The sequence below is a fragment of the Streptomyces sp. NPDC060205 genome (genome assembly GCF_042728395.1).
Classification (GTDB): Bacteria; Actinomycetota; Actinomycetes; order Streptomycetales; family Streptomycetaceae; genus Streptomyces.
Genome location: NZ_JBHWZP010000286.1, coordinates 1 through 12,137 on the forward strand (window position 1 = coordinate 1; position 12,137 = coordinate 12,137).

Consider the following 12,137-nt stretch of genomic DNA (forward strand, 5'->3'; position numbering starts at 1 on the left):
GAGGAACAGCGGGACAGGAAAGAAAAGTTGCGCAGTTTTTATTGCGCAACTTTTCTTTCGTATCTACGGTGGACGTCATGAGCGGCACGGAGAACCAACCGATCACGGACCTCGGCACCCTCAAGGCCCTCGCCCACCCCTTGCGGATGCAGCTCTACCGGGGCCTGTGCGTGGCCCGCACCGCCACCGCCTCCCAGCTCGCCGAGCAGGTCGACGAAGCGGTCTCCCTGGTCAGCTACCACCTGCGCAAACTCGCCGAGCACGGGCTGATCGAGGCGGCCGACCCGCAGAGCGGCGACGCCCGTGAACGCTGGTGGCAGCCCGCCACCCAGGGCGTGAGCATCAGGGACAAGGACTTCCGGGACGCACCCGAGCGGGCCGCCGCGCACCTCGCCGCCACCCGGCTCTTCCACCAGCAGCGGTCCGACATGTACCGCCGCTACCTCGACGAACGCCTCACCTGGGGCCCCGAGTGGAACTCCGCCGCCCCGGACAACGAGTCCCTGCTGCGGCTGACCGCCGCCGAACTCGCCGAGCTGAGCGCCGAGTTGTTGGCCCTCGCGAAGAAGTACGACGAGAAGGGGCGGGCCGCGGAGGCCGCCGGCGACACCGAAGGGCGCGAGAACGTCGCGCTGCACGCGCTCGCGTTCCCGTTCCGCACCTGACAGTCCGTGCGTCCCAGGAGGCCACCGACGTGACCGTCACTCCCGCGATCTCCGAAGCCGCCCAGCCAGCCCCCGACCGCCCCGCCCACCGCGACCCCGACGTCCTGCGCTGGCTCGGCGCGTACACCTCCTCGGCGATCGGCGACAACGTCTACTACGTGGCGCTGTCCTGGGCCGCCGTACAGGCCGGTACGCCCTCGCAGGCCGGGCTCGTGATGGCGGCGAGCGCCGTGCCGCGCGCCCTGCTCATGCTGGGCGGGGGAGTGATCGCCGACCGTTTCGGCCCGCGTCGCGTGCTGATCGCCGGCGGCGGCGTGCGGTGCGCGGCGGTGGTCGCCGTCGCCGCCCTGCTGCTGGTGAGCAGTCCCGGACTGTGGCTGCTCGGGCTGCTCGCCCTGGTTTTCGGCGTCGTCGACGCCGTGGTCATGCCCGCGCTCGGCGCGCTGCCGGCCCGGATCACCGTCCGCGGCCAACTGGCCCGCGTGCAGGGCATGCGGGGCATGGCGAGCCGTCTCGCGGCCGTCGTGGGCGCCCCGCTCGGCGGCCTCGGCGTGGCCCTCGGCGGCGCCGCGGCGGCCTTCGGCGCGGCGGCGCTGCTCTTCGCGGTGGCACTGCCGCTGCTGACGGCCGTACGGATGCGCAGCCGACCGCAGGACGGGGGCGCCGGACAGGAACCGCCTTCCCGGCCGACGGCCGCACGGGATCTGCGGGACGGCGTGGAGTACATCCGGCGCGACCCCGTCCTCGCCCGGCTCATGGTCGTCATCGCGTTGAGCGATCTCGGGTTCGTCGGGCCGTTGAACGTCGGGCTGACCCTCCTCGCGGACGAACGCGGCTGGGGCGCCACGGGAATGGGCTGGGTGCTGGCCGGCTTCGGGACCGGGGCGGGCGCGACGTCCCTGCTGCTGGCCGTGCGCGGGAGGGTGCCGCGCGCGGGGCTGGTGCTGTCCGTGACGATCGCCGTCGGCGCCGTCGCCGTGGGGGCACTCGCGTACGTGCCCACGCTCGCCGCGGCCGTCGGCACGGCGCTCGCCGTCGGTCTGCTCACCGGGCTGAGCGGAGCGCTGTGCGGGGCGCTGATCCAGACCGAGTCGGATCCCGCGTTCACCGGGCGGGTGACCTCCGTGGCGAACCTCTTCAGCCTGGGGCTCGCCCCGCTCACGTTCCCGCTGACCGGCGCGGCGATCGCACTCTGGGGAACAGGACCCGTCTTCGCCGCCAGCGCGGGCGTGTGCGCGCTCGGCGGGCTGACGGGGCTGGCCTGCGGGGCGTTGCGCCGGGCGGAACTGCCGCGCTAGCTGCCCGAGCGACCGCCCGAGCCCCCTGAAGGGCCCGGGCGCGGGTGGTCGCCCGACCGGCCTACAGGCCCAGCTGCTTCGTCTCCTGGAGTTTGGCGATCGCGTCCTTGTCGCCGTCCACCTCCACGTCCGCCACGCTCTGGCGGCCGTGGGCGAAGAGGACCAGCTCGGAGGGCTCGCCGGTGACCGTCACCACGGGGGTGCCCTTGTGGGCGACGACCGTCTGGCCGTCCGGGCGGCGCAGGACCAGGCCGGTGGGCGCGCCCCGGCCCATCATCCTGGCGACGCGCTCCAGGCGGGACCACAGGGCGTCCTGGAAGACCGGGTCGAGCACCCGGGGCACCCAGTCGGGCCGGGCCCGGCGTACGTCCTCGGTGTGGACGTAGAACTCGATCGCGTTCGACGCCTCGTCGATCTGCTTGAGGTTGAACGGCGAGAAACGCGGCGGGCCCGTACGGATGAGCTGGATCAGCTCCTCGTACGGCTTCGCGGCGAACTCCGCCATCACCCGGTCGAGCCGCGACGCGAGCTGCTTGATCAAGAGGCCGCCGGCGGCATCAGGGCGGCGCTCGCGCACCACGACATGGGCGGCGAGATCGCGGGTGTTCCAGCCCTCGCACAGAGTGGGGGCGTCCGGTCCCTCGGCCTCCAACAGGTCGGCGAGGAGAAGTCGTTCACGCTTCGCATGGGTCGACATGCCTGCCAGCCTACGACCGCCCCGGCGGTCCGCCCACTTCTCCCGGCCACCGATCTGCCGCGAACGGGCCCCCGGGTGCCTCCCCTCTCATCCAGTGGACGCCGTCCGGGCAGGTACGGCGGGCGCGGCACAATGGTCGGCATGACCAGCACGCCCACGCCCAGCGGCCCCAGCGGCCTGGACCCCGAGATCGCCGCACGCCTCAGGCGCAGCGCCGACGGGCTCGTACCCGCCATCGCCCAGCAGTACGACACCGGTGAGGTGCTCATGCTCGGCTGGATGGACGACGAGGCGCTGCATCGCACGCTGACGACCGGCCGCTGCACCTACTGGTCGCGCAGCCGCCAGGAGTACTGGGTCAAGGGCGACACCTCCGGACACTTCCAGTGGGTCAGGTCCGTCGCGCTCGACTGCGACGCCGACACCGTGCTGGTCAAGGTCGACCAGGTGGGCGCCGCCTGCCACACCGGCGACCGCACCTGCTTCGACGCCGACGTGCTCCTCAAGGACGCCGGGGGCACCGGGAGCGCCGCGGATGCCGGGGACGCCGGTTCCGGCGTACCCGCCGTGGATCAGTAAGGTCAGCGGCCATGGACCTCGACACCTTCCGCAAGCTGGCCACCGACCGGCGTGTCATCCCCGTCAGCCGCAAGCTCCTCGCGGACGGCGACACACCCGTCGCGCTCTACCGCAAGCTCGCCGCCGAACGCCCCGGCACCTTCCTCCTGGAGTCCGCGGAGAACGGCCGCACGTGGTCCCGCTACTCCTTCGTGGGGGTCCGCTCGGCCGCCACCCTCACCGAGCGCGACGGACAGGCGCACTGGCTGGGCACCCCGCCCGTCGGGGTCCCCGCCGACGGTGACCCGCTCGCTGCCCTGCGCGCCACCATCGAGACCCTGCACACCCCGCACGACCTCGCCGGCGACCACGCGCTTCCGCCGTTCACCGGCGGCATGGTCGGCTACCTCGGCTACGACATCGTGCGCCGCCTGGAGAAGATCGGCCCCGGCGAGCGCGACGACCTGAAACTGCCCGAGCTGACCATGCTGCTCACCAGCGACCTCGCCGTCCTGGACCACTGGGACGGCTCGGTCCTGCTGATCGCCAACGCGATCAACCACAACGACCTCGACTCCGGCGTCGACGAGGCCTACCACGACGCCGTGGCCCGCCTCGACGCCATGGAGGCGGACCTCTCGCGGCCCGTCTCGCAGCCCCCGGCCGCGCTCCCGCCGTCCGAACTCCCCGAGTACACCGCGCTGTGGGGCGGCCCCGACTACCAGGTCGCCGTCGACGACATCAAGGAGCGCATCCGGGCCGGCGAGGCCTTCCAGGTCGTCCCCTCCCAGCGCTTCGAGACGGCGTGCACGGCGAGCGCGCTGGACGTCTACCGGGTACTGCGGGCGACCAACCCCTCCCCGTACATGTACCTCTTCCGCTTCGACGGCTTCGACGTCGTGGGGTCCTCCCCGGAGGCCCTGGTCAAGGTCGAGGACGGGCAGGCGATGGTCCACCCCATCGCGGGCACCCGGCCGCGCGGCGCCACCGTCCAGGAGGACCAGGCTCTCGCCGACGAGCTGATCTCCGACCCCAAGGAGCGCGCCGAGCACCTGATGCTCGTCGACCTGGGCCGCAACGACCTGGGCCGGGTCTGCGAACCCGGCTCCGTGGAGGTCGTCGACTTCATGTCCATCGAGCGCTACTCCCACGTCATGCACATCGTGTCGACCGTCACCGGCAAGGTCGCCGAGGGGCGTACGGCTTTCGACGTACTGACCGCCTGCTTCCCCGCCGGCACGCTCTCGGGCGCTCCCAAGCCCCGCGCGATGCAGATCATCGACGAGTTGGAGCCCTCGCGGCGCGGTCTGTACGGCGGCTGCGTCGGCTACCTCGACTTCGCCGGCGACTCCGACACCGCCATCGCCATCCGTACGGCCCTGCTGCGGGACGGCACCGCGTACGTGCAGGCGGGCGCCGGGGTCGTCGCCGACTCGGACCCCGTCGCCGAGGACACCGAGTGCCGCAACAAGGCGGCGGCGGTCCTGCGGGCTGTCCACACGGCCAACCGCCTCTCCTGACGGACCCCCCCCGTCCGGCCGGCCCGGAGCGGCCCAGCTGACGGGGGCGCCGACAGGCTCTCCCGCGAGATCCGCGACAAGGTCGACAAGGAGACATTCGCGGGCAGTGCGACGCGGCTCACGTGTCCTCGGGTGACGGTTCGCCCGGAGTTCAGGCGATAGTGGGGTACGTGACTGCTGTACCGCACCCCCGATCCGAAGCCCCCGGACCCGCCCGCTCCGGCCGCCGGAGCCTCGCCGTCGCCCTGTTGTCCGGCGCGCTCGGCGCGGCCCTCGTGCTGCTCGCCACCCGGCGCGGCTGGTCGGGCGGCACGGCGACCGTGGCCGGCGGCGACTTCCCGCTGAGCGCCTCAGGCAGTGACGTCACGGGCGTCCCCGCCGCGCTGGCGATCGTGGGACTGGCCTCCCTCGTCGCCGTCTTCGCCGTCCGCAGGGCCGGACGCTTCCTGGTCGCCGGACTCCTCGCGCTGTCCGGCGCGGGCACGATCGCCTCGGCGCTCCTCGGCCTCTCCGACAGCTCCGCGCTGGACGAGAAGGCCGCGGCGGCGACCGGCGACACCGCCGCGACCGTGGACACGATGACGCACACCGGGTGGCCGTACGTGGCCGCGGCGGGCGGTCTGCTGCTGCTCCTCGCGGGGCTGCTGGCCCTGCGGTACGGGCGGTCGTGGCCGACCATGTCGGGGCGGTACGAGCGGGACGGGACGCCTCGGGTGCGGCGGGCCCGGGCGCCCGTCGATCCCGACCGCCCGGAGGAGATCTGGAAGGCGCTGGACCGCGGCGAGGACCCCACGGGGGCGTGACCGTTCTGACGGCGGGCCGCGCTTCCGGGTGCGGGTCCGGCCCCCGAAAGGCAAAGGCTGGGGCGCAGCCCCGCTTTTGAGGGGCGCGGGGAACTGCGCGAACGGCCCCCACCGGGCCGCGGCCGGTCACGAACCCCTCAGTCCGCGGGACGGCCCCCGAGGGGCCCCGCGCTCACCGCACACACGAGCGTGCGGGACAATGGGAGTGAGCGTCCGGCTCATTCACGTACAGCAACGAGGAGCAAGTCATGGCGGGCAGCAGCCACGGCCACACCCCGGCCGCCTGGACCGGTGTCATCATCGCCTTCATCGGTTTCTGCGTCTCCGGTGCCTTCATGGTGCTGGCCAGCCCGCTGGGCTTCTGGGCCGGCATGGTGATCGTCGTCCTCGGCGGCGTGGTCGGCATGGCGATGCGCGCGGCGGGCCTCGGCCAGCCGAAGAACGCGCACCCCACCCACCAGGTCGCGTCGGCCGAGAGCTGACCCCGGCGCGCCGCCCAGGAGGCGGATCCGGTGCGTGGAGCGCCGGGACCGCCTCCCGCCCCGTGCGGCCGACCCCTCGGCGCGGCACAATGCGACGCGTGAACGCCGAATCCCGGAGAGTGACGCCCCCGCCCGGCTCCGCTTCCGGCTCCGCAGCCGTGGCCGCGGTGCGACGCCTCGCCGTGCCCGGCGGGATTCTCCTGGCCGTCGCCGCGGCCTTCGCGTACGTCGGAGCCGTCGACCCGAACGAACCCGGCCACTACCCCGCCTGCCCCCTGCTGCGCTACACGGGCCTGTACTGCCCCGGCTGCGGAGGACTGCGCAGCGCCCACGCCGTCGCGCACGGCGATCTCGGGACGGCGCTGGGGGCCAACGCGCTCGCCGTGCTCGGCTATCTGGCCTTCGCCGTGCTGTGGACCGTCTGGGTGATCCGCACGGCCCGGGGCCGCCCGACGCGCATCGATCCCGGGCCGCCCCTGCTGTGGAGCCTGGGCGCGTTGTCGCTGGTCTTCACCGTTGTCCGGAACCTGCCGTTCGGTGGCTGGCTGCACCCTTGATCAACCAGGGAACGTCCAGGTAGTGGGACCGGCGTCAACCGGATGTGAGGCCGAAGCCCTCCTGCGGATACCATCGCAGTGACCACCGGTTTCGTCCGATGCGACGACACCCCGGTCGACAGCAGAAGCGCTGCAACCGCCAAACCGCTTCAACCGTTCACCGTCTGGAAGGGGGCCGCTCGCGTGAGTGTGCTCGACGAGATCATCGACGGAGTCCGTGCCGACCTCGCGGAACGGCAGGCGCGCGTCAGCCTCGACGAGCTCAAGGAGCGCGCCGCGAAGGCTCAGCCCGCCAAGGACGGTGTCGCGGCCCTGCGCGGCGACGGCGTCAAGGTCATCTGCGAGGTCAAGCGCTCCAGCCCGTCCAAGGGCGCCCTCGCCGCGATCGCCGACCCCGCGGCCCTCGCCGCGGACTACGAGGCGGGCGGCGCGGCCGTCATCTCCGTGCTCACCGAGCAGCGCCGCTTCGGCGGCTCGCTCGCCGACCTGGAGGCCGTCCGCGCCCGGGTCGACATCCCGGTGCTGCGCAAGGACTTCATCGTCACGTCGTACCAGCTGTGGGAGGCCCGCGCGTACGGGGCCGACCTCGCGCTGCTGATCGTGGCCGCCCTCGACCAGCCCGCCCTGGAGTCCCTCATCGAGCGCGCCGAGTCCATCGGGCTCACCCCGCTCGTCGAGGTGCACGACGAGGACGAGATCGACCGGGCGGTGGAGGCCGGGGCGAAGGTCATCGGTGTCAACGCGCGCAACCTCAAGACCCTCAAGGTCGACCGCGGCACCTTCGAGCGCATCGCGCCCGAGATCCCCGCGCACATCGTGAAGATCGCCGAATCCGGGGTGCGCGGCCCGCACGACCTCATCGCCTACGCGAACGCGGGCGCCGACGCCGTACTGGTCGGCGAGTCCCTGGTGACCGGCCGGGACCCGAAGACGGCCGTCTCCGACCTGGTCGCCGCCGGCGCGCACCCCGCGCTGCGGCACGGACGGGGCTGACCACTCCCGATGAGCGTCGGCCGCACCCCCGCCACGACCGTCCGTCCGGGCTCCCGCCCCGACGGCGGTCCGGCGTGCGTCCGGTCCGTCGCCGCGGGACTCCCGGCGGCTGCCGGCCCCTACGCGCGCCTCGCCCGCGGCTGCCGTCCGCGCGGCTGCCGGGCGCCGGCGCGGCGGGTGCACGGGCGGCGGGTGCGGTATGTCATCGGCGATGAGCCGGGTCAAGTGAATGGCATGCGATGGCGTCGGCGCGTGTCACCTGCGGTGAGCTGAGCCGCGTCCTTGCGTTCCGCTGGATGCCCGTTGTGAATCTGCGGGCCGGTGGGGGCTGGTGGCGCAGTTCCCCGCGCCCCTGAAGGGCGCTGCCGAACCGCAGATGAGACCTACGCGATCCCATTCCTTCCCATCCCGGGGCCGACGCCCCTGTGAGGTATCCGCATGTCCAGCGAGTTCTTCATTCCCGACCCCGAGGGTCGCATCCCCAGCGCCGAGGGCTACTTCGGCGCGTTCGGCGGCAAGTTCATCCCGGAGGCGCTGGTCGCCGCCGTGGACGAGGTCGCCGTCGAGTACGACAAGGCCAGGTCCGACCCCGAGTTCGCCCGGGAACTGGACGACCTGCTCGTCCACTACACCGGCCGGCCCAGCTCCCTCACCGAGGTCGAGCGGTTCGCCGAGCACGCCGGGGGCGCCCGGATCTTCCTGAAGCGGGAAGACCTCAACCACACCGGCTCCCACAAGATCAACAACGTGCTCGGCCAGGCCCTGCTCACCAGGCGCATGGGCAAGACCCGCGTCATCGCCGAGACCGGCGCGGGCCAGCACGGCGTCGCCACGGCCACCGCCTGCGCGCTGTTCGGCCTCGAATGCACCATCTACATGGGTGAGATCGACACCCAGCGCCAGGCCCTGAACGTGGCCCGGATGCGCATGCTCGGCGCCGAGGTCATCGCCGTGAAGTCCGGCAGCCGCACGCTGAAGGACGCCATCAACGAGGCGTTCCGCGACTGGGTCGCCAACGTCGACCGCACCCACTACCTGTTCGGCACGGTCGCCGGACCACACCCCTTCCCGGCGATGGTCCGCGACTTCCACCGCGTCATCGGCGTCGAGGCCCGCCGGCAGATCCTGGAGCGCGCGGGCCGCCTGCCCGACGCGGCGATCGCCTGCGTCGGCGGCGGCTCGAACGCCATCGGCCTCTTCCACGCCTTCATCCCGGACGCGGACGTACGCCTCATCGGCTGCGAGCCCGCCGGACACGGCATCGAGACCGGCGAGCACGCGGCCACCCTCACGGCCGGCGAGCCGGGCATCCTGCACGGCTCCCGCAGTTACGTCCTCCAGGACGAGGAGGGCCAGATCACCGAGCCCTACTCGATCTCGGCCGGACTCGACTACCCGGGCATCGGCCCCGAGCACGCCTACCTCAAGGACAGCGGCCGGGGCGAGTACCGCGCCGTCACGGACGACGCGGCCATGCAGGCCCTGCGTCTGCTGTCCCGCACCGAGGGCATCATCCCGGCCATCGAGAGCGCCCACGCGCTCGCGGGCGCCCTGGAGGTCGGCAGGGAACTCGGCCCGGACGGGCTGATCGTCGTCAACCTCTCGGGCCGCGGCGACAAGGACATGGACACGGCCGCGCGCTACTTCGGCCTGTACGACGAGGGCGCCGACGCCGTCGTCGAGGCGGACGCCGACAGCGACACCGCGGAGATCGAGGGGGACGCCAAGTGAGCGGCAACGTACAGCTGTTGAGTGACACCCTCGCCGGGGCGAAGGCCGAGGGCAGGTCCGCGCTGATCGCGTACCTGCCGGCCGGCTTCCCGACCGTGGACGGCGGTATCGCGGCGATCAAGGCCGTCTTCGACGGCGGCGCGGACGTCGTCGAGGTCGGGCTGCCGCACAGCGACCCCGTCCTGGACGGACCCGTCATCCAGACCGCCGACGACATCGCCCTGCGCGGCGGCGTCAAGATCGCCGACGTGATGCGCACGGTCCGCGAGGCGTACGAGGCGACCGGCAAGCCCGTCCTCGTGATGACGTACTGGAACCCCATCGACCGCTACGGCGTGGAGCGCTTCACCGCCGAGCTGGCCGAGGCGGGCGGCGCCGGGTGCATCCTGCCCGACCTGCCCGTCCAGGAGTCGGCCCTGTGGAGGGAGCACGCGGACAAGCACGGCCTCGGGACCGTCTTCGTCGTCGCGCCCAGCAGCAAGGACGCCCGCCTCGCCGACATCACCGCGGCCGGTTCCGGCTTCGTGTACGCGGCCTCGCTGATGGGCGTCACCGGCACCCGCGCGTCCGTGGGCGCCCAGGCACAGGAACTCGTCCGGCGCACCAAGGCCACCACCGACCTCCCGGTCTGTGTCGGCCTCGGCGTCTCGAACGCCGTACAGGCGCGCGAGGTGGCCGGCTTCGCCGACGGCGTCATCGTCGGTTCGGCGTTCGTGAAGCTGATGCTGGACGCCCCCGACGAGACCGCGGGCCTGGAGGGTGTGCGCGCGCTCGCCGCCGACCTCGCCGAGGGCGTGCGCGGCGCGGTGTAGTCACACGATGTGGTGATGAACGGTTCACTCACTCGAACGGGTGGACCTGGGGCCGGGGAGGCGCGGTGCGCCTCCCCGGTTCGTTCTGCGGGATGTGAGCGAGAAGAACCGTGAGGGAAAGCGCACCGCCCGCGAGCGGCTGGCGGAAGAGCGAGACAAGCAGAAGAAGTCCGACAAGCGCCGCCGGGTGCTGGTCGTGGGCGGCGCGATCGTCTGCGTACTGGCCCTGGCCGGAGTGATCGGCGTCCTCGCCGCGAACTCGGGCGACGGCAAGGCGGACACCGAGGCGGGCCCGCTGACGGCTCCCTCGGGGGCGAACGGCGACGACAGCCTCGCCATCCCCGTCGGCAAGGAGAGCGCGAAGTCGACCCTCACCGTGTGGGAGGACTTCCGCTGCCCGGCCTGCAAGAGCTTCGAGGACGGCTACCGCTCGACGGTCCATGAGCTGACGGAATCCGGACAGCTGAAGGTGGAGTACCACCTGGCGACCCTGATCGACGGGAACATGCGCGGCAGCGGCTCGCTGCGCGCCGCCAACGCCGCCGCGTGCGCCCAGGACGCCGGGAAGTTCCCCGCGTACCACGACGTGCTGTTCGAGAACCAGCCCGCCGAGACGGACGACGCGTACGCGAAGAACGACAAGCTGATCGAGCTGGCCGGCAAGGTCGACGGGCTGACCACCGGCGCGTTCAGGAAGTGCGTCGAGGGCGGCACGCACGACAGCTGGGTCGCCAAGTCCCACCAGGCCTTCCAGAGCGGCGGCTTCAGCGGCACCCCGACGGTCCTGCTGAACGGCAAGAACATCTACCAGGACCAGTCGATGACCCCGGCCAAGCTGAAGCAGATGGTCCAGCAGGCAGACAAGGCGTGAGCCCGGAGCGGGGCCCTCCGATCGGCAGGGTCCCGCCCGGTCTCGTTATGGAGCCGTAGCCCGGGCGGGTTGCCCGACGTGCCGCCCGGCAGGGTAGCGTCGACCCCGCCATGGAATTTGCCTATATCCCCAGTCCTTCGCGCGGTGTGCTGCACCTCGGCCCCATTCCGCTGCGTGGCTACGCGTTCTGCATCATCATCGGCGTCTTCGTAGCCGTCTGGCTCGGCAACAAGCGCTGGGTCGCGCGCGGCGGCCGGCCAGGCACCGTCGCGGACATCGCCGTGTGGGCCGTGCCGTTCGGCCTCGTCGGCGGGCGTCTGTACCACGTCGTCACCGACTACCAGCTGTACTTCAGCGAGGGTCAGGACTGGGTCGACGCCTTCAAGATCTGGGAGGGCGGCCTCGGTATCTGGGGGGCCATCGCGCTCGGCGCGGTCGGCGCCTGGATCGGCTGCCGCCGCCGTGGCATCCCGCTGCCGGCCTGGGCCGACGCCCTCGCCCCCGGGATCGCCCTCGCGCAGGCCATCGGCCGCTGGGGCAACTGGTTCAACCAGGAGCTGTACGGGCGCGAGACCGATCTGCCCTGGGCGCTGCACATCACGTCCGTGACGGACGGCAGGGAGCCCGGCTACTACCACCCGACGTTCCTGTACGAGTCGCTGTGGTGCATCGGTGTCGCGGTCCTCGTCATCTGGGCCGACCGCCGCTTCAAGCTGGGCCACGGCCGCGCCTTCGCGCTGTACGTCGCCGCGTACTGCGTAGGCCGTTTCTGGATCGAGTACATGCGTGTCGACGAGGCCCACCACTTCCTGGGGCTCCGTCTGAACGGCTGGACCTCGATCGTCGTCTTCCTGCTCGCCGTGCTCTACATCGTGCTGTCGGCGCGCAGCAGGCCGGGCCGCGAAGAGGTCGTCGAGCCGGGCGCCCCGGACGACGACACGGACGAGGACGGCGCCGCGCCGGACCTGGACAAGAAGTCCGAGGACGACACCGAGGCAGAGGCCGCGGACTCCGACTCCGCAGAGGAGAAGGAAAAGACCGAGGCAGTGGACAAGGCGGACGACAAGGTGGAGGACAAGGACGAGGCCGGGTCGGCCAAGAAGTCCTGACCTCCGCGGGTACGCGGAAGGGGGCGCCCCGAGTTCCGGGG

14 protein-coding genes are annotated in these 12,137 nt (G+C 72.4%); 13 read left to right on the forward strand and 1 reads right to left on the reverse strand.

Annotated features, from left to right (window positions below; translation table 11 throughout):
* The first annotated feature begins 77 nt into the window (after positions 1 to 77).
* Complete coding sequence (locus ACFWGJ_RS34425) at positions 78 to 665, forward strand: ArsR/SmtB family transcription factor (protein ID WP_387332448.1); 588 nt, start codon at positions 78 to 80, stop codon at positions 663 to 665.
* A 29-nt stretch (positions 666 to 694) separates the two neighbouring features.
* On the forward strand, positions 695 to 1,963 hold the full coding sequence (locus ACFWGJ_RS34430) for an MFS transporter (protein ID WP_387332450.1): 1,269 nt from the start codon (positions 695 to 697) through the stop codon (positions 1,961 to 1,963).
* Positions 1,964 to 2,024: 61 nt separating this feature from the next.
* Here ACFWGJ_RS34430 and ACFWGJ_RS34435 read toward each other — a convergent pair whose 3' ends face one another.
* The gene (locus ACFWGJ_RS34435; protein ID WP_387332452.1) at positions 2,025 to 2,660 is read right to left on the reverse strand and encodes a TIGR03085 family metal-binding protein; all 636 of its coding nucleotides are present in this window, start codon (positions 2,658 to 2,660) and stop codon (positions 2,025 to 2,027) included.
* Between the two features lie 141 nt (positions 2,661 to 2,801).
* Between ACFWGJ_RS34435 and hisI the strand changes: the two genes are divergently transcribed.
* The 11 genes from hisI to lgt all read left to right on the forward strand — a co-directional run bounded on the left by hisI (position 2,802) and on the right by lgt (position 12,096).
* The gene (gene hisI, locus ACFWGJ_RS34440; RefSeq protein ID WP_387332454.1) at positions 2,802 to 3,239 is read left to right on the forward strand and encodes a phosphoribosyl-AMP cyclohydrolase; all 438 of its coding nucleotides are present in this window, start codon (positions 2,802 to 2,804) and stop codon (positions 3,237 to 3,239) included.
* A gap of 11 nt (positions 3,240 to 3,250) precedes the next feature.
* Positions 3,251 to 4,738, forward strand: a complete 1,488-nt coding sequence (locus tag ACFWGJ_RS34445; protein WP_387332456.1) for an anthranilate synthase component I — start codon at positions 3,251 to 3,253, stop codon at positions 4,736 to 4,738.
* A gap of 161 nt (positions 4,739 to 4,899) precedes the next feature.
* The gene (locus ACFWGJ_RS34450) at positions 4,900 to 5,541 is read left to right on the forward strand and encodes a TIGR02234 family membrane protein (protein ID WP_387332458.1); all 642 of its coding nucleotides are present in this window, start codon (positions 4,900 to 4,902) and stop codon (positions 5,539 to 5,541) included.
* Positions 5,542 to 5,789: 248 nt separating this feature from the next.
* Positions 5,790 to 6,023, forward strand: coding sequence for an HGxxPAAW family protein (locus ACFWGJ_RS34455; RefSeq protein ID WP_387332460.1), 234 nt, complete (start codon positions 5,790 to 5,792; stop codon positions 6,021 to 6,023).
* 89 nt (positions 6,024 to 6,112) lie between these two features.
* Positions 6,113 to 6,580 (forward strand): DUF2752 domain-containing protein, encoded by a 468-nt coding sequence (locus ACFWGJ_RS34460; RefSeq protein WP_387332462.1) that lies wholly within the window; start codon positions 6,113 to 6,115, stop codon positions 6,578 to 6,580.
* 183 nt (positions 6,581 to 6,763) lie between these two features.
* Entirely contained in the window at positions 6,764 to 7,573 is an 810-nt protein-coding gene (gene trpC / locus ACFWGJ_RS34465) for an indole-3-glycerol phosphate synthase TrpC (protein WP_387332464.1), read from the forward strand.
* 9 nt (positions 7,574 to 7,582) lie between these two features.
* A complete protein-coding gene (trpM, locus tag ACFWGJ_RS34470) occupies positions 7,583 to 7,846 on the forward strand; it encodes a tryptophan biosynthesis modulator TrpM (protein ID WP_387332466.1) in 264 nt (87 codons plus the stop codon).
* 165 nt (positions 7,847 to 8,011) lie between these two features.
* Entirely contained in the window at positions 8,012 to 9,304 is a 1,293-nt protein-coding gene (trpB, locus tag ACFWGJ_RS34475; RefSeq protein ID WP_387332468.1) for a tryptophan synthase subunit beta, read from the forward strand.
* Positions 9,301 to 10,116 (forward strand): tryptophan synthase subunit alpha, encoded by an 816-nt coding sequence (gene trpA / locus ACFWGJ_RS34480; RefSeq protein WP_387332470.1) that lies wholly within the window; start codon positions 9,301 to 9,303, stop codon positions 10,114 to 10,116. Before trpB ends, trpA begins: the two co-directional genes overlap by 4 nt.
* 94 nt (positions 10,117 to 10,210) lie before the next feature.
* Complete coding sequence (locus ACFWGJ_RS34485) at positions 10,211 to 10,987, forward strand: DsbA family protein (protein ID WP_387332472.1); 777 nt, start codon at positions 10,211 to 10,213, stop codon at positions 10,985 to 10,987.
* Positions 10,988 to 11,097: 110 nt separating this feature from the next.
* Positions 11,098 to 12,096, forward strand: coding sequence for a prolipoprotein diacylglyceryl transferase (lgt, locus tag ACFWGJ_RS34490; protein ID WP_387332474.1), 999 nt, complete (start codon positions 11,098 to 11,100; stop codon positions 12,094 to 12,096).
* Positions 12,097 to 12,137 lie beyond the last annotated feature (41 nt).